The following is a 17,990-nucleotide window of genomic DNA, read 5'->3' on the forward strand; positions in this document are numbered from 1 at the left end:
GAAGCATGCTGGTAATAGTAGGCATTTTTATCATTGTCGGGATTTTGGAAGCCATGACACCACATTTAGCAAGAAAAACAAATGTCTTTGGCGTTTCTATACCAGAACCCTTTGTCAAACATTCGCAATTAATAAAGTGGAAAAGGCGGTATAGCCAATGGGTAGGTGGCATTGCTAGTTTGTGTTTACTAGTACAAATTGGGCTACATCTTTTGACTACTATACATGAGGAGAAGGTGACCTTCCTATCCTTTCTTCTTCTTTATGTTATGCTTCTTCTATCATCTGGTCTTTACATGAATTATCATATCAAAACAAAAAAATTAAAAGAGCAAGAGCAGTGGGAAGCACAGACAAAAACGGTGTATGTTACTGATTTGTCAATACGACAGAAAGATGAAACCCTGTCACCGATATTTTTTAGCCTACCAATTATTATGACAATTGCATTAATGACTTTTACGTACATGAATTATGATTCAATCCCAGATAGTTTTGCAACACATTGGAATTCGGCAGGGGAGGTGGATGGTTGGACAGAAAAATCTCGTCTGTCTGTCATCACTATGCCTCTTATTTTACTGGCTATTCAACTTAGCTTTTTCATTATGGTCATAGGCATGAAAAGTTCTAAATTACAATTGAGCGCACAGGCCAAAGAAGCTTCCATACATCGAGAGCTAACTCAACGTAAGTATGGTAGCTGGTACTTAGCAGCGATCAATTATAGTATGACCATTCTTTTTGTAGTTTTACACTACACCACCGTTATTTTAAAGGATCAAACAGCACAATACTTTTTCCCACTTTTTATTGCTTTTAATGTGATCACATTAGGAGGCTTACTAGTTTTAATTTGGAAGCTTAGTAAAAGCAATGAACGTTTTGATGATTTACATACAAATGAAACAGCTGCAACAGATGATCGATATTGGAAATGGGGTATTTTTTATTTCAACAAAAACGATCCATCATTAATTGTGCAGAAAAAATACGGGATTGGTTGGACTGTGAATTGTGCAAATAAATATTTCTATATCATTATCTGTCTTACATTAGCACCCATTTTATTGCTTATCTTTATATAGAGAGGGAGATTGGATGAAGAAGTTATTTTTGTTATGCTGTACCATTTTACTGTTAGTTGCCTGTGGGCAAAAAGAGGCGGTTGCGGAAAGTAAATTGACAAAGGAGAAACGTTCAATGAATGAACAGTTTATCGGAAAATGGGAAGGGAATATTGAGACACCAAATGGCGCTCTCCCTATTATTGTTGAGTTAAAACAGGATGGTGGGACATTATCAGTACCTATACAAGGTATATCGAATCTTCCATTAAATAAAGTTACGTATTCAAGTAATAAGGTGAGTGTTTCCATTAACTTAAATGGCTCTGCAATTGCTATTAATGGAACCTTAAAAGATGATCAAATAGAAGCAACGTTCCAACAGAATGGGGGTGCATTCCCACTTTTATTAAAATCTTATAAAGAACAACCAATTACGTATGAAACAATGAAGATACCTGTTCAAAATGGTGAATTAACTGTAGCACTTCAAAAGACTAGCAAAAAACCATCTCCAGTAGCACTCATCATTGCGGGCTCTGGACCAACTGATAAAGATGGCAATTCCACTTTAGCTGGTAAAAATAATAGCTTAAAAATGATTGCGGAAGGTTTGGCAGATGAAGGAATCGCAACTGTTCGCTATGATAAACGAGGATTAGGCGATAATCAATCTCTCTTAACAAAGGAAGAGGATGGAACGTTTGATCAATACGTAGATGACGCTGTTCAAGTAATTAATGCGCTACTAGCTGATAAATCTTATTCAAGTGTGCATATTATTGGGCATAGCGAAGGAGCACTTATTGGATTACTTGCAGCACAAAAAACAAAGGTAGCATCCTATGTTTCAATTGCAGGTGTAGGAAGACCCTTAGATGTTGTGCTATTAGAGCAATTAAATGGTCAATTGACACCAAAACTTTATAAAGAATCAACGGCTATTCTAAAATCTCTCAAACAAGGCAAGCAGGTGGAGAACATTTCTCCTAAATTACAGGCAATTTTCCGTCCTGCTATTCAGCCTTATTTGATGTCCATGTTAAACTATAATCCGGCAGACGAGCTTACGAAAGTACAAAGTCGTGTATTAATTGTGCAGGGTACCAATGATTTACAGGTAAAGGAAGCAGATGCAGAAGCTTTAAAGAAAGGGAAGCAAGAGGCAAAGCTGCTCTATATGAAGGATATGAACCATGTATTGAAAAAGGCCCCAACAGATCGCGCTGGGAATTTAGCAACCTATGCAGACCCAGCATTGCCACTACATGAAGAGCTGCTGCCTGCACTTCAGCAATTTATAAAAAATGAGAAATAGGAAATTCAAGCTAGATGAAGTTGTACAAAACTTCATCTAGTTTTATTTTTTATTTGAAAAAAAGTAAAAAAGAGACTTGCTAAGCATAGAGGCAAGTCTCTTTTTGTTTGCTTGTAGCTGTATTAGCGTAAATTGCCGAGAATGGAGGATCGGCTGTCTTGCATTTTCTTTACAAAATTTGTCATTGCATCAAATGCTTCATTTCGTTTACTGTTCATACTTTGCATGCGTAGCATATCCATTTGCTGTGAGTTGAGTTGTTCATTTAAACCAGCTAGTTGTTCATTTCTTGTTTGGACTTCTGTCAATTGTGTTTGTAATTGACTTTCTAATAGGTTAGTTCTTTGCTGTTGAACCATTTTTAAAGCTGTTTCTAAATCAACAGAAGATAAATCAATAGGAGCCGTCCCCTGGTAACCTACTCCTTGAATGGAAGCTGCAGATGATTGGTTTGCTCCTGCAAATAATAAGCCAACCGCTAATGTGCTACCAATAACTAATTTTTTCATACGAATATCCTCCTAAAAAATGATAAGGGAAGTATCAACAAAATTTTCATATTCCCTAAAAGTAGTCTAGCGTATCAAGGTTAAAATTAGTTTAAATTAATTTAGTACTTTAGAAGGAAAATTATGAGAAGACGTTGATGACTACTCCCTCTACAATAAATTTTATTGACAATAATAATAAGTGCACTTATTATTATTGATAAGTGCACTTACTAATTTAAGAATGGGTGAATAATGATGTGGAAATATGAAAATTCAATTATTACTGAAGCAACACCAGAAGCTATTTGGAAGCTATATAATAATGTAGATAAATGGAAAAAATGGGACGATAGTATACTAGAGGTAAAAATTAATGGATCATTTGAAGAAGGGGTGACAGGGGATTTAACACTTTTGGGACAGGAGCCTTTGCTATTTACGCTTACAGAAGTAAAACAAAATAAACTTTTTACCAATACAACAATTCTCGAACAGTTAAGCATTAAGATGGATTTTCGTCACGAAATAGAAATTCTTGGCATGCAGACAAAGGTGACTCATAGTGTAATCCTATCTGGACCGAATGCTGAAATGATTGGGAATCAAATTGGCCCTATGATTACACAAGGCATTCCGAATAGTATGTCCAATTTAAACCAACTTGCTAGAGGTGATATCTCATGAAGCAAAGATTTTGGATAGGGGTTGTATCCGAAGAACATGTTAAAATAGGTGAAAAAGATGGGTTTGCACAGCTTTGTCATGGAAAATATGCACCTTTAAAGAGAATGAATGCAGGAGATTGGTTAATATACTATTCGCCAAAAACCAAATATCCAGACGGGAACCCTCTTCAAGCTTTTACTGCTATTGGAATGGTTAAGTCAGGAAATGTTTATCAAGTGCAAATGGCTCCTGAATTTTTTCCCTACAGGTTGGACATATTGTATCAGCCTTGCCACAATGTAAGTTTTGTACATATCAAATCAAAGCTAACATTCGTATCTGAAAATGCAAATATAGGTTTATTATTTCGTAGAGGACATTTTGAAGTAACTAAACAAGATTTTATAACAATTGCAAATGCAATGGGGGTGGATTTTAGTGGAATGGAAATCAAAGTTTAATGATCCAAAAGAAAGCTCGGGTTTTTTATTATGGCAAGTTACACAAGCCTGGCAAAGGATGATTACAAAGGAACTGAGCAGGATAGATCTGACGCATGTCCAGTTTGTGCTATTAACTGCGTGTGATTATCTACATGTAAATGGTGAGACGGTTACTCAAAAAAGACTCGCAGATTTTACAAAATTAAATAGTATGATGGTTTCAGATGTTGTCAGAACACTTGAGGCTAAAGGATTTATTTGTAGAAACAAAAACCCTTTAGATAAGCGCGAGATACTACTTTCTCCAACTGAGGAGGGGTCAAATAAAATTAAAATAGCGTTACCAATTGTTGAAAATACGGATGCCCAATTTTTTAAACCTATTCAGGATAAACAACCTAACTTTAACAAGGAACTACTCTCACTGTTAAAAGCTGAGGTGGATGAGTGAGCGTTAGTGAAAAAGTATTTATGTAAAAGCTAATTTGTGTGAGAAATCAATTTTTTAGAAACGTTGATTTCTCACTTTTTTAATTTAACAAAAATATACATATTCCAACCTCTTTTTATGATACGCTCATATTAAAATACAATGAATGGTGGAGGAGAATATAAATGAAAATGAGGGATCAATATACTTGTCCATTAGAATTAACCCACGATATAACACGAGGAAAATGGAAGCCTATGATTTTATGGCAACTTGCCAAAGGACCTGCATCTCTTTCACAGCTTGTTAAAGATATTCAAGGAATTACTCAAAAAATGTTATTAGAGCATCTAAACGATTTAATAGAATTCAACATTGTAGAAAAAACCTCTTTTGAAGGCTATCCATTAAAAGTAGAGTATCGTTTAAGCGAGAGAGGCAAAAAACTATACGAAGCAGTAGAAATTATGCAAAATGTGGGCATTCAATTAATGCAGGAGCATGGAATGGAGGATTTTTTAAAAATGAAGGGATTCATTGAATAAAAAAGATACTTACGAAAAAGTGGGTACTATTCGATAGTTTTAAAGCTCCGTATACTATTTCTAGACCATTGAATTAGAAAGGAGTATATACTTAAATGAACAATTTACAGGATTCAGTTAACAGGCTGCTAGAACAGCAAAATACGGCATTCGTAGGCTCCATCGATCATGAGGGGTTTCCTCAAGTGAAGGCCATGCTTGCGCCACGCGAAAGAGAGGGCTTTCATACTTTTTATTTTACAACAAATACGTCCCCTATGCGGGTAGCCCAATTCCGAAATGAACAAAGGGCAAGCGTTTACTTTTGCGATCAAAAGCGTTTTGAAGGGGTAATGTTCAAGGGAACTATGGAAGTGTTAGAGGATCCGGCATCTAAGGAGTTAATCTGGCAAGATGGCGATACACTTTATTATCCACTTGGTGTAACGGATCCTGATTACTGTGTCTTAAAATTTACCTGCTTGTCTGGAAGATACTATAACAATTTTTCTTCCAAAACCTTTGAAGTGTAATAGAGTTGAAAATTCCTCGTTCTACGGTATGCTAGAAGCTATGAAGTCTGCACAAGCGTGTGGGCTTTTTTTAATGCTTGTTCCTATTGAATGTGAAGGTTTGAGTGCGTTATGGTGATAGAAAAAAACTTTTTTTGTTTTTTTTAAAATAAAATGAACTTTTTATGATCCCTGTTTGTATAGTGAGTGAAATACAAAAAGGGAGGTTATATTTTGGAACTAATTGTTAAGGATATTGTGAAAAAATTTAATGGTGTAAATGTACTGGACGGTGTATCAACTACATTTAAATGGGGCAATTGCTATTTATTGCTAGGCCAAAATGGTGCCGGAAAATCTACATTATCAAAGTGTATAGCAGGTGATCTAAAATCAGAGGAGGGCTCTATGCAAATCCAGGGTTCGCCGGTTAATGTACATGAGCAGGTAGCGCTGCAATATCAATTTTTTTCAAGCTATCAGCATCTTAAAATTCGCGAAGTGATTGCTCTTTTTGCTACATTGACGAACAACAGGATTGATTTGGGTGAGCTATATGAAATATTAGGGTTACCAACATATGATCATATTATGATGAAAAATGCATCAGGCGGTCAGCGAAAAGCAGTATCTATCTACCTTTCTTTCTTATTAAATAAACCCATTATCATATTAGATGAGCCATTTGCTGATTTAGATTTAACAAAGAAAAAGCAATTGATGTTTTACCTACAGCAGGAAATTAGTCAGCGTAATAAATTGCTCATTATTATTAGTCATGAGGTGGCAGGATTAGAGCCATTATTTGATTATATTGTCATCCTAAAAGAGGGTAAAATTATTGAAAATGCTACACAAGATGAGCTCTATCATAAATATACTGACGCAAGATTACCAGGAATTGAAGGTCTTTATTACGAAGCGACAGGTCAAATTTTAGGAGGAAAAGCAGGATGATTAAGCAAATTGCACGTATGTATATGTTGGAAAGTATTCGTAACCCAGGAATGGCTATTGGAAATTTGTTACCAGGATTTATGTTTATGACCATATCATTTTTTGCTAAAAGCGTGATGACGGAAGAATCATTTGAATTTTTGATTAAAGGTCAGTTTTTACCAATTTCGATAATTATGCTAATCTTCTTTTTTTCTTTTTCTAGTGCTACAATCTATTTAGCTGATATGAAAGCCAATAAAACCCTTCAATGGGTGCAGCGTACAGGCATTAAGCCACACAATTATTATATAGGGATGGGAATTGGTGTCTTTACATTATTAAACCTATTTTTAGTGTTACTACTCACTGGTTATTCATTTATAATTGATATTTCTTTATCATCATTTCTGCTAGTTATTTTAATGAGTAATTTTGTATTACTGGCAATGTATCCATTGAGCTTTATATTGGCAGGTCTATTTAAAAATGAAAAAGTAGCAACAAGTATGCTTGTACCAATTATGATGTTATTTATGTTTTCCATACAAATGACATCGATGTTTTTAACATTAGCGGGGAAAAACCCTCAAGATTATTTTATTTTCCTAATTTGGAATCCGATGCTATATTTATATGATAGCTTGCAAGTATCATTAAATTTAATGGGTGAAACATGGCTTCCACAATATCAGTATTGTATAATTTTAGCAGTTCTAAGCTTGGTGTTAGCAGCAATCACTAAGAAAGTATATACCAGTAAATAGGTGATTTTATGGGAATTGGATTTATTGTATCTTTAATTGCAAATGGAGTTTTGACTATTATTATTTTGGGAATTACAATCCCGATGGATAAAAAATATGTTGTACGCGAAAATAGAAAAATTAATTATAAAAAAACAACCATTTATTTACGTTGGAATGTATTTGATACGTTAACGCTCGTTTTAGCCATTTATACAATACTTTGTGTGCAGGCAGTTTTCTTTCTTTTAACCTCTTCTCAAACAATCGAAAATCCATATGTGCAGTTTTTTGCCAATCAATCGTCAACATGGGTCTTTGTAATAGTAGGCTATTTGGTAGGTCGTCTTTCTATAACTTTGAAGTCCATTAAGGCTCATTGGGGGGATGAGCTAGATGATGAGCAATGAGGAGTGGATGGAGGTTTATAAAAATGGCGATATTGAGGGCTTTGAACAGCTCTATAGTCGTTTGTATGAGCCTCTGTACTGCTTTTTATTTCGCTATACTCGTGAGGAGCAGCTAAGCATTGATATTGTACAAGATACCTTTGAGCGTTTACAATATATAAAGCAGGATTTTGATCAGCAAAAGGGAACAGTGAAGGCATTTTTATTTCAAATTGCTTATCGTTTAATGATCAATAAATTAAATCGACGCAAAAAGTGGCGCACACTCTTTCCATTTTTAGTACCAACAGAAAGTCGACGTCTATCGGCTGATGAAAAGTTAACGGTTCAAGAAGCTATACTTCAATTACCCGAAAAGCAACGAGCAGTTATTTTGCTTGTATATTATCATGATTTGCCACAGGAGGAAATTGCACAAATCTTGTCCATCCCACTTGGTACCGTTAAATCGAGATTACATAATGCGATAAAGACTTTAAAGGAAGAGCTAAAGGAGGATTTCGATGCTTAAAAATGAATTTCACAAGGAGCAGTGGCTAAAGGACAGCTTAGATCAAGATAAAATAGAGATTCCCAAGCAGCTAATCACATATAAAAAAAGTCGCTGGCAACGTTTTATCCAGTATTTAGCCTCTCCTACGAAAGATCCATTAGAGCCTATTTATTCATCCTCAATCGGCCACACTTCTTTGAAAATATTGCCTATCGTCACGGCTGTATTTATTACAATTCTTCAAATTATGCTTCAATAATAGGAATAACTCTTAAATATTTCACTGCCACAGTCATTAGATTGTGGTATTTTTAATGAATAGAGTACTTTTTATTGTAAAAGGTGGAGGTGAATACTTTGAGGGTTTTTAGAAACATTCCACAGCCAAACAAGATAAGAGGTCAGCTTCATAGGGCACTTATACTCATTACTTTTATCATTGGACTTTGTATATTTATTCCAACACTTTTCATTGAGTTCCGACAAACTATTCAGCACCAAAATGAAGAGATGGTAAATTATTTAAATGCTCAAACATACTTTTTTGAAAGCTGGTTAAAAGAACGTTCCAGTGATATACATACTATTGCTAATTTAGACTTTGTAAAAGGTTACCATTATGAAAAGGCACAAGCTTTTTTTCAAGATTTCAAAGATAAAACAGATTTTACTGACTTGATCTTCGTCAATAAAGATGGCATTGTGCAATTTGATACCGTTACAGAACTTACAACAAATGGGAAGGGTGTAAATGTACAAAATCGAGAGTATTTTCAGATTGCCAAAAAAACACAACAATCCTACATCACAGATATTTTTATCAGTAAGGTTACCAATCAGCCAATTGTTGCATTTGCCTCACCTATTTTAAATGAGCAGCAAGAATTTAATGGCGTAGTTTTTGGAACCGTGAATGTCCAGGTAATCAACCAGTACCTACATGAATCAAGAGTCGGCTTTCTTGGACATGCCTATATTATGAATCAGAATGGCATGATGCTGACTGAGTTAAATGTGAGAAACAATGATAGCTCATCTGAACAATTTATAGTGGATGAGCATATTCTTGATTTCGCTGTCAATAATACGGCAAATGACCTTCATGTTTATAAAGATATGAACGGTAAATGGGTGTTTGCGAAAAGTAAGCCAATCAATCAAGGAAAATGGTTTATTATTTCAGAAATTGTTTTATTCGATGCATTAAAACCACTCATTATTCGATTTCTTCTTATAGCCATTTGTATTGTCATAGGGTCATTCTTTACTATTAGAGTTATGCTTCAGCTTTCAAAAAAAATTGAAGAACCCATTCAACAGCTTTTGACAGGTGTTGGAAAGGTACAGCAAGGAAATTATGATTATCAAATAAATGAACACCAGCTAGCACCTTATGCACAGGAATTTCAGGAGCTTTGTTCATCCTTTAATGATATGAGCACCAAAGTCAGACAGGATACAATTTTATTGAAGGAATTATCGATAACCTGTCAGCTCACAAAGCTCTATAACCGCTTTTATTTAATTGAGCAGGGAGAGCTTGTTTTTGAGAAATGTTTAGAAGATGAAAATGCATGTTCATGTATAGCCATTGATATTGATTTTTTCAAAAAGGTTAATGATACTTATGGACATTTAATTGGTGATGAGGTGTTAAAGCATGTGGCCAACATCATTTCTAATTCTGTACGACGAGTGGATTTAATCACAAGGTATGGGGGAGAGGAGTTTGTTATTTTATCTCCAGATACAACAATAGAAAGTGCCATAAAAATAGCAGAAAGAGTTCGTGAAAATGTAGAAGCGAATCCATACACAAATGATCATGTAAAGATCAATGTAACAGTGAGTATTGGCATAGCAGAATATGGTCGAGCCAGCGATGTTGCTACATTTTATGAGCTACTTGATAAGGCTGATCAAGCACTTTATACTGCCAAGGAAAGTGGTAGAAATCAACTTAGAGTGTATGATAGCACTAAAGTAGGTACAAATATTTAATTAGCTAAGTAGAATCTAATAGGCACTGATATATATAGCGGTTTGAGTGGGGGTTAGATATAAACTAGCCCACTTTTAGCCCCATTTTCAATAGTACAGTCAAACGAACATATAGTTAGCAGATCTTGTTTTATTTCCCTATGCTAAATTCAATGATTTCTCCAATATAGTAATATGTTGGGTAACCTCTTCTTGAGAAATATCATGAATTTTTATATAACGATTGTGTATATGTTTTGTACATTCATCTTGCAGGGATGGTTCTATTTTGTATTACTAAAATTGTGTGGGAACAATTCAAAATCCGGATGTTAATTTGCCAATACGAAATTAATAAGTTTCTCTTATGATAAATCCATGGTACCTCTGCAACATCTAATTTGGTCAACTCCTGAAGTTTGCTTGTACTATCAATAATTAGTGAATGTTCCTCGTAAAAGCTAGAATTTTACGGGGTTTTTATGTATTTAGAGACTACTTTTTTGTAAACGCATTTGTTTCCAACTATCTAAATAATCGGATTATTGTTGCAACACTAAAAAAATCATGTTAGTATTAGTAAAACGTTTTAGTAAAACGTTTTACTTGTGAAGGGGATGAAAATATTGAGAAATAAACGAATTGCAACGATTGGGGATGCAATGGTCGTTTTTAATCCATCTAAGACAGGTCCTCTACGTTTCGTTCCTTCCTTTGAGCGAGCTGTAGGTGGTGCAGAATTAAATTTTGCAATTGGTGTTACACGTTTAGATATGGAAGCAAAATGGATTAGTTGTATTGGAGACGATGAATTTGGCAAGTTAATTTATAACTTTGCGCGTGGTGAAGGGATTGATGTTTCACATGTCTTACGAACACCACATATTCCAACGTCTATCTACTTCAAGGAAATTCGAGAAGACGGTGCAGGTAAATCGTTTTATTACCGCAACCCATCACCTTTACTTGAGCTGACTGAAGATCGAATTGATGAGTCAGTACTCGATGATGTGGATTTATTACATATTAGCGGCGTGTATTTAGCAGTATGTAAACATAACATTCAAGTTGCATTGAAATTGATTGCTTTAGCACAAGCAAAAAATATTCCTATATCCTTTGATCCAAATTTACGTTTAAAACTATGGACTATAGAAGATGCCCGAGCTGTATACGAAAAAGTGTATCCATCTATTAATCTTCTTTTAACAGGACAGGATGAATTTGAACTTTTATTTGAAGGGCGTACAGTTAAAGGCGTTCAAGAGAGTTATAAAATAGACGAAATTATTGTGAAAAAAGGTGAACAAGGCGCCACTGTTTATACAACTACCGAACGGTATGATCGAGAAGCTTTTTCCATTCGTGCCATTGATACTGTTGGAGCAGGAGATGCATTTGATGCAGCGTATGTCTATAGCTATTTAAATGGTTACGATATCCCAGAACGCCTTCGTTTAGCCAATGGTGCAGGGGCATTGGTAGCAACGATTAAAGGAGACAATGAAGGGCTCCCATCCTTGCAAGAATTAAGGCAATTTATCGGCGATGAAAAACTAATTGAGCGTTAGGAGTTGTCAGGAATGCAAAAAATTGAAATTTTGAAAGCGTTGTCAGATGCAAAAGTTGTAGCTGTTATTCGCGGAAGTTCACCTGAAGAAGCGACAGAAATTTCAAAAGGTGCCATTGCAGGTGGCATTCGAGCAATTGAAATAACGTATACAACACCATTTGTTGAAGAAACCTTTAAAGCATTACGCCATAGTGATGCAATAATTGGGGCAGGTACAGTATTGGATGTAGAGACTGCGCGCCACGCCATTTTAAACGGTGCAAAGTTTGTTGTTAGTCCAAGCTATAATGCTGCGATTGCAAAGCTTTGCAATCGCTATAGCATACCGTACCTACCAGGGTGTATGACCATTACAGAAATGGTGACAGCTCTTGAAGGTGGAAGTGACATTATTAAATTATTTCCAGGAAATCAATTTGAACCTAGCTTTATTAAAACGGTTAAAGGTCCACTACCAAATATCACAATTATGCCTACAGGCGGTGTTGGTTTAGCTAATATGAATGAATGGTTAAATGCAGGTGCAGTCGCGGTTGGTATCGGTAGTGATTTAAATAAAGCATTTGCAAAGGATGGGTATAAAGGTGTTGTAGCTCAAGCAAAAGCGTATATGAAAAATCTATCAAACTAGGAGGTAGTAAGGATGAATATGACATTTAGATGGTACGGTCGTGGCAATGATACAGTGAAATTAGAAGATGTAAAACAAATTCCAAATGTAAAAGGAATTGTTTGGGCATTACATCATCTAGCAGCTGGGGAAGTATGGACAAAAGAGATCATTCAAGATGAGGTTGACTATATACGTTCTTTTGGATTCCATACAGATGTTGTAGAAAGTGTCAATGTCCATGAGGATATTAAACTAGGATTGCCAACACGTGATCAATATATTGAAAACTATAAACAATCTATTCGCAACCTAGGCGAGGTTGGTGTCAAGGTCATTTGCTATAACTTCATGCCTGTATTTGATTGGACACGTACAGACCTATTCCATCCATTAGAAGACGGCTCAACGGCTCTCTATTTTGATAAGGAAAAGGTAATGAATTTAGATCCACAAGAACTAGTGAATGAAGTAAGCGCTTCTTCGGATTTAACCCTTCCAGGATGGGAGCCAGAACGATTAGCTCGACTTTCTGAATTATTCGAGCAGTACAAGGAAGTAGATGAAGCCAAACTTTGGGACAACTTAGCTTATTTCTTACAAGCCATTTTACCAGTTGCAGAAGAAGCAGGTATTCAAATGGCGATTCATCCAGATGATCCACCGTATTCCATCTTTGGCTTACCGCGCATTATTACGGGAGCAGAAAGCTATGAAAAATTAATTAAAATCTCTGATTCAGTGGCAAATGGTTTTACGTTCTGCTCAGGTTCAATGGGAGCAGATCCACAAAATGATATGGTTGCAATCGCTGAAAAATATGCATATCGTGCTCCATTTGCCCATATTCGCAATGTCAAGATTATGGAAAATGGTAGTTTCTTTGAAACATCGCATTTTACATCTGATGGTTCAATCGATATTAAAAATATTGTTCGCACATTAAATGATCAAAACTATGAAGGCTATGTACGTCCAGATCATGGTCGTCATATTTGGGGAGAACAATGTCGTCCAGGGTACGGTTTATATGATCGAGCACTTGGCATTATGTATTTAAATGGTCTTTGGGATGCTTATGAAAATCTAAAGAAATAGGTGACATGTATGAAAGCACTACAAGTAATCAAACCTTTTGAAATGGCTTTAATTGATGTAGCAGAACCAGTGATAACAAAGCCAACAGATGTCCTTGTTCAAACCGAATATGTTGGTATTTGCGGATCAGATATGCATATTTATCATGGCTCGAATCCATTAGCGACATTGCCTCGCGTGCCAGGGCATGAAGTTGTTGGACGTGTGTTAGAGGTTGGCCAGGAGGTGCAAGGATTAAAAGCTGGTGACAAAGTTGTTGTCGAACCGATTCGTTATTGTGGAGAGTGCTATGCTTGCCGTAAAGGACAACCAAATGTCTGCGAACAGCTTTCTGTTTTTGGTGTCCATGAAGATGGAGGTATGCGTGAGCGTTTTGTTGTGGCTGAAAAGCAATTGCATAAAGTAGCAGACCACACTTCTTTAGAAGAGGCAGTTTTAATCGAACCTTATACAATTGGTGCCCAAGCAGTATATCGTGGTGAATTACAGGCTGGTGAGACGCTATTGATTCAAGGGGCAGGGCCAATTGGCATTTGCATTTTAAAGATGGCTAAATTAATGGATGCACGCGTGATGATTTCTGATTTGGATCCGACTAAGCTCTCTTATGCAAAAGAACTTGGTGCGGATGAAGTTGTAAATGTAAATGAACAAGATTTATTAGAGGCTGTTAATCAATGGACAGATGGAGTAGGCGTCAATGTATCTATTGATGCGGTATGTATTCCGCTAACTTTTAAGAATTCTATTGATGCTGTTTCAGTGGCTGGAAGAGTGGTAGTCCTTAGCTTTGGAGAGGAAGCTATTGAACTTGCTCCTCTACCAATTACGAAGAAAGAATTGTCAATAAAAGGTTCGCGTTTGCAAACGTTCCAATTTGAAAACGTAGTCAAGCTTGTCAATGCTGGAAAGCTACAGCAACAAGGTTTAATTTCACATACTTTTTCATTACATGAAGCAAAAGAAGCCTTTGAATTTATAGAAAAAAACCCAAATGAAGTACGTAAAGTCATTTTAAAAGTAGGTGAGTAAGGTGCATGAGGCATTACAAAATAAAGTAGCCGTTGTAACAGGTGGCAGTGGTGTTCTTTGTTCTGAGATGGCAAAGGAATTGGCCAAGCAAGGAATGCGAGTAGCTATTTTAAATCGTACAGCACAAAAAGGAGAAGAAGTCGTCCAATCGATTAAAGAAAATGGTGGGGAAGCGATTAATTTTTCTGTGGATGTTTTAAATAAAGAATCATTAATAGCAGCAAGGCAAGCAATTTTACAGCAATATGGTCGGATTGATGTGCTTATTAATGGAGCGGGCGGCAATCATCCAGATGCCATTACTGCTGATGAAGTATATAAAGAAGAATCAACTTCACCAAATTTCTTTGAATTAACGCCAAACGGTTTTGAAAGCGTATTCTCGAATAATTTTACAGGAACATTTTTAGCTGCCCAAGTTTTTGGCGAAGCATTGCTTAAAACGAAGGGGACGATTATTAATATTTCATCCATGAGTTCCTATGCTCCTATGACAAAAGTGCCTGCATATAGCGCGGCAAAGGCAGCGATCCATAATTTTACACAATGGATGGCTGTGCATTTTGCAGAAGCAGGTTTACGTGTTAATGCCATTGCACCTGGATTTTTTATTACCGAACAAAACCGTAATCTATTGCTGACAGAAGATGGCTCACTAACAGCACGTTCAGAAAAAATCATTACAGCTACACCACAAAAGCGTTTTGGTAAACCACAAGATTTATTAGGGACATTATTATTTTTAGCTGATGATACATACTCAGCATTTGTCACTGGCGTAACGATTCCTGTTGATGGTGGATTTATGGCTTACGCAGGCGTTTAACAAAGGGAATCTATTTCAAATTTAGGGGTGAAAGATATGAAACAACAAGGTATTTTTGGAGATGGCAAAACGGTTGTTATTGTCATGCTATTTTTAGCAGGTGTCATTAACTATTTAGACCGTTCAGCATTATCGATTGCAGCACCATTTATTCAAGAGGATATTCATCTAACGTCGACACAATTAGGGATTATCTTTAGTAGTTTCTCTGTTGGATATGCCATTTTCAACTTCTTGGGCGGAATGGCTTCCGATAAATTTGGTGCCAAGTTAACGCTATTTGTAGCGATGATTGTATGGTCTTTATTCAGTGGAGCAATGGTATTAGTCGTTGGGTTTGCTTCGTTGATTATTGTTCGTATTGTCTTTGGTATGGCAGAAGGGCCATTGTCTTCAACCATAAATAAAATGGTGAATAACTGGTTCCCAGCAGATAAACGTGCCTCTGTAGTAGGGCTAGCCAATAGTGGTACGCCACTTGGTGGTGCAATTGCAGGTCCAATTGTTGGTTATATTGCATTAGCATATGGCTGGAAATATTCATTTATTGCGATTATGATTCTTGGATTTATTTGGGCAATTGTATGGTTTAAAGTAGTAAAAGAAAAGCCAAACAAAGAAGAAAATGTAGAACCAATGGCAAATTTAGAAATTGCAGCAGAAGATATCAATCATAGTCGTGGACTGTCTTACTACTTAAAACAACCAACAGTATTGTTTACAGCTTTTTCATTCTTTGCCTATAACTATATCCTATTCTTTTTCTTAACTTGGTTCCCAAGCTATTTAGTAGAGGCTCGTGGCATGGCTGTTAAAGATATGAGTATCGTAACCGTTATTCCATGGATTTTAGGATTCTTCGGTTTAGCATTGAGTGGGATTGTATCGGATTTCATCTATAAACGCTTTATGCGTAAGGGTGTTTTATTCTCTCGTAAAGTCGTTCTAGTTACATGCTTATTCTTAGCAGCCGTATCTATTGGCTGTGCAGGTATTGTAACAACAACAGTTAGTGCTGTCGCGCTTGTTGCTACCTCTGTTTTCTTCTTATATTTAACAGGTGCTATTTATTGGGCAATCATCAATGACGTGGTGGAATCAAAATATGTTGGATCTGTTGGTGGTTTTATGCATTTCCTTGCAAACACGGCAGGGATTATTGGACCAACTTTAACAGGCTTCTTAGTAGATAAAACAGGCACGTTCTCTGCGGCTTTCTTACTTGCAGGTGGTTTAGCAGTCATCGCTTCCTTAGCAGTTATTAAATTTGTTACACCAATTGTTCATAAAGAAATAGCTTAGAAATAGAAAGGATGGATTCAAATGAACAATCAGTCAGTTATTAAAATTCATCCGATGGACAATGTTGCCATAGCCTTGAGTGATCTTCCTCAAGGCTTTTTACTTCCATTGGATGGGATAGAAATAACGTTACAGCAATCAGTACAACGTGGGCATAAGATTGCCATCACAACTCTTTCTAAAGATACACATATCACAAAATATGGTTTTCCAATTGGACATGCGAGAGAAGAAATCCTAGCAGGTAGTTGGGTTCACTCACATAATATGAAAACCAATTTATCGGGTGAATTAAGCTATGAATTTAATCCAAAAACACATCCCATAGCCGAGCCTCGTCATGCACAGCGCACATTCAAGGGATATCGTAGAACAGATGGTCAGGTTGGTGTACGAAATGAAATCTGGATTATTAATACGGTTGGATGTATTAACAAAGTAGCTGAAAATCTGGCGAAGTTAGGCAATCAATTTTTGAAGGCTGACAACTTTGATGGTGTACAGCATTTCGCTCATCCATATGGTTGTTCACAACTCGGTGATGATTTAACGTATACACAAAAAATATTAGCTAATTTAATTCACCACCCAAATGCAGGGGCAGTGATTGTATTTGGGCTAGGGTGTGAGAACAATTATATTGAGCTATTTAAGAAAACAATCGGCCATTATGATGAACAACGCGTAGCCTTTTTAAATGTTCAAGAATCTGCAGATGAAATGAAAGAGGGTCAACAATTGCTTGAAAAGGCCTTTGACTATGTGACGACATTCGAAAGACAAGCGTACCCTATTTCAGAACTGAAAATTGGTTTAAAATGTGGCGGTAGTGATGGTTTCTCTGGCATTACAGCTAATCCGATGATTGGCGCATTTTCTGATCAATTGATCTCTGCAGGCGGTGCAACGGTGTTAACGGAAGTTCCAGAAATGTTTGGTGCTGAACAGATTTTAATGGAACGTGCAAAAAATGTCTCTGTTTTTGAGGATATTGTGCACTTAGTAAATGATTTTAAACAGTATTTTATGAAATATAATCAACCTGTCTATGAAAATCCTTCTCCAGGAAACAAAGCGGGTGGAATAACAACATTGGAGGAAAAATCACTTGGCTGTATTCAAAAAGGGGGGTTCCAAGAGGTAAAAGAAGTGCTTGATTACGGAGACCGTATGACAACAAAGGGGCTACATTTATTAAACGGTCCAGGAAATGATCTTGTATCAACAACAGCACTTGCCTCAACGGGTTGCCAAATCGTCCTTTTTTCAACAGGTAGGGGCACACCGTTTGGAGGACCGACACCTACAGTCAAAATTTCAACAAATACACCACTTTATGAACGCAAAAAAAATTGGATTGACTTTAACGCAGGGCAGTTAGTGGAAGGTAAGCCGATGGATGTATTAGTGGATGAATTTATGGATTATATAGTAGCGCTAGCTTCAGGAGAAGTACAAACAAATAATGAGAAATATGGATTCAAAGAAATCGCCATTTTTAAAGATGGCGTGACGATGTAGGAGAGAAATGAT

21 protein-coding genes are annotated in these 17,990 nt (G+C 36.3%); 20 read left to right on the plus strand and 1 reads right to left on the minus strand.

Annotated features, from left to right (window positions below):
• Window positions 1–5: 5 nt before the first annotated feature.
• Both AC2CGN_RS13590 and AC2CGN_RS13595 read left to right on the plus strand, forming a co-directional pair.
• A complete protein-coding gene (locus AC2CGN_RS13590) occupies window positions 6–1,088 on the plus strand; it encodes a DUF1648 domain-containing protein (protein ID WP_484514377.1) in 1,083 nt (360 codons plus the stop codon).
• Between the two features lie 13 nt (window positions 1,089–1,101).
• Window positions 1,102–2,385: an alpha/beta hydrolase gene (locus tag AC2CGN_RS13595; RefSeq protein ID WP_484514379.1), complete on the plus strand. Its 1,284-nt coding sequence runs from the start codon at window positions 1,102–1,104 to the stop codon at window positions 2,383–2,385.
• A 122-nt stretch (window positions 2,386–2,507) separates the two neighbouring features.
• On the opposite strand, the gene AC2CGN_RS13600 is transcribed toward AC2CGN_RS13595, so the two are convergent.
• Window positions 2,508–2,894, minus strand: coding sequence for a hypothetical protein (locus AC2CGN_RS13600; protein WP_429982142.1), 387 nt, complete (start codon window positions 2,892–2,894; stop codon window positions 2,508–2,510).
• A 237-nt stretch (window positions 2,895–3,131) separates the two neighbouring features.
• Between AC2CGN_RS13600 and AC2CGN_RS13605 the strand changes: the two genes are divergently transcribed.
• The 18 genes from AC2CGN_RS13605 to AC2CGN_RS13690 all read left to right on the plus strand — a co-directional run bounded on the left by AC2CGN_RS13605 (window position 3,132) and on the right by AC2CGN_RS13690 (window position 17,978).
• Window positions 3,132–3,560 (plus strand): SRPBCC family protein, encoded by a 429-nt coding sequence (locus AC2CGN_RS13605; protein ID WP_484514382.1) that lies wholly within the window; start codon window positions 3,132–3,134, stop codon window positions 3,558–3,560.
• Window positions 3,557–4,003: an EVE domain-containing protein gene (locus tag AC2CGN_RS13610; protein WP_484514384.1), complete on the plus strand. Its 447-nt coding sequence runs from the start codon at window positions 3,557–3,559 to the stop codon at window positions 4,001–4,003. The genes AC2CGN_RS13605 and AC2CGN_RS13610 overlap by 4 nt, the downstream gene beginning before the upstream one ends.
• The gene (locus AC2CGN_RS13615; protein ID WP_429982139.1) at window positions 3,981–4,436 is read left to right on the plus strand and encodes a MarR family winged helix-turn-helix transcriptional regulator; all 456 of its coding nucleotides are present in this window, start codon (window positions 3,981–3,983) and stop codon (window positions 4,434–4,436) included. Before AC2CGN_RS13610 ends, AC2CGN_RS13615 begins: the two co-directional genes overlap by 23 nt.
• Before the next feature lie 164 nt (window positions 4,437–4,600).
• Window positions 4,601–4,960 carry a winged helix-turn-helix transcriptional regulator gene (locus AC2CGN_RS13620; RefSeq protein WP_484514386.1) on the plus strand — a complete coding sequence of 120 codons (360 nt, stop codon included), beginning with the start codon at window positions 4,601–4,603 and terminating at the stop codon, window positions 4,958–4,960.
• A 95-nt stretch (window positions 4,961–5,055) separates the two neighbouring features.
• A complete protein-coding gene (locus AC2CGN_RS13625; RefSeq protein WP_484514388.1) occupies window positions 5,056–5,472 on the plus strand; it encodes a pyridoxamine 5'-phosphate oxidase family protein in 417 nt (138 codons plus the stop codon).
• Between the two features lie 213 nt (window positions 5,473–5,685).
• Window positions 5,686–6,408: an ATP-binding cassette domain-containing protein gene (locus AC2CGN_RS13630; protein WP_484514390.1), complete on the plus strand. Its 723-nt coding sequence runs from the start codon at window positions 5,686–5,688 to the stop codon at window positions 6,406–6,408.
• Window positions 6,405–7,154, plus strand: coding sequence for an ABC transporter permease (locus AC2CGN_RS13635; protein WP_484514392.1), 750 nt, complete (start codon window positions 6,405–6,407; stop codon window positions 7,152–7,154). The genes AC2CGN_RS13630 and AC2CGN_RS13635 overlap by 4 nt, the downstream gene beginning before the upstream one ends.
• An 8-nt stretch (window positions 7,155–7,162) precedes the next feature.
• A complete protein-coding gene (locus tag AC2CGN_RS13640) occupies window positions 7,163–7,543 on the plus strand; it encodes a group-specific protein (RefSeq protein WP_286923748.1) in 381 nt (126 codons plus the stop codon).
• A gap of 7 nt (window positions 7,544–7,550) precedes the next feature.
• Entirely contained in the window at window positions 7,551–8,054 is a 504-nt protein-coding gene (locus AC2CGN_RS13645; RefSeq protein WP_054771869.1) for an RNA polymerase sigma factor, read from the plus strand.
• A complete protein-coding gene (locus AC2CGN_RS13650) occupies window positions 8,047–8,295 on the plus strand; it encodes a hypothetical protein (protein ID WP_429982134.1) in 249 nt (82 codons plus the stop codon). Before AC2CGN_RS13645 ends, AC2CGN_RS13650 begins: the two co-directional genes overlap by 8 nt.
• A 98-nt stretch (window positions 8,296–8,393) precedes the next feature.
• Window positions 8,394–10,037, plus strand: a complete 1,644-nt coding sequence (locus tag AC2CGN_RS13655) for a sensor domain-containing diguanylate cyclase (RefSeq protein ID WP_484514395.1) — start codon at window positions 8,394–8,396, stop codon at window positions 10,035–10,037.
• Window positions 10,038–10,633: 596 nt separating this feature from the next.
• A complete protein-coding gene (locus tag AC2CGN_RS13660) occupies window positions 10,634–11,587 on the plus strand; it encodes a sugar kinase (protein ID WP_429982132.1) in 954 nt (317 codons plus the stop codon).
• A gap of 12 nt (window positions 11,588–11,599) precedes the next feature.
• Entirely contained in the window at window positions 11,600–12,220 is a 621-nt protein-coding gene (locus tag AC2CGN_RS13665; RefSeq protein WP_484514397.1) for a bifunctional 2-keto-4-hydroxyglutarate aldolase/2-keto-3-deoxy-6-phosphogluconate aldolase, read from the plus strand.
• A gap of 12 nt (window positions 12,221–12,232) precedes the next feature.
• Window positions 12,233–13,297: a mannonate dehydratase gene (uxuA, locus tag AC2CGN_RS13670; protein WP_429987555.1), complete on the plus strand. Its 1,065-nt coding sequence runs from the start codon at window positions 12,233–12,235 to the stop codon at window positions 13,295–13,297.
• Window positions 13,298–13,306: 9 nt separating this feature from the next.
• Entirely contained in the window at window positions 13,307–14,329 is a 1,023-nt protein-coding gene (locus tag AC2CGN_RS13675; protein WP_484514399.1) for a zinc-binding alcohol dehydrogenase family protein, read from the plus strand.
• Window positions 14,322–15,155: an SDR family oxidoreductase gene (locus AC2CGN_RS13680; protein ID WP_484514401.1), complete on the plus strand. Its 834-nt coding sequence runs from the start codon at window positions 14,322–14,324 to the stop codon at window positions 15,153–15,155. Before AC2CGN_RS13675 ends, AC2CGN_RS13680 begins: the two co-directional genes overlap by 8 nt.
• Before the next feature lie 36 nt (window positions 15,156–15,191).
• Window positions 15,192–16,457, plus strand: a complete 1,266-nt coding sequence (locus AC2CGN_RS13685) for an MFS transporter (protein ID WP_429987552.1) — start codon at window positions 15,192–15,194, stop codon at window positions 16,455–16,457.
• Window positions 16,458–16,478: 21 nt separating this feature from the next.
• Complete coding sequence (locus AC2CGN_RS13690) at window positions 16,479–17,978, plus strand: UxaA family hydrolase (RefSeq protein ID WP_484514404.1); 1,500 nt, start codon at window positions 16,479–16,481, stop codon at window positions 17,976–17,978.
• Window positions 17,979–17,990: the final 12 nt, after the last annotated feature.

Source organism: Lysinibacillus sp. DFXJR4, assembly GCF_057196045.1.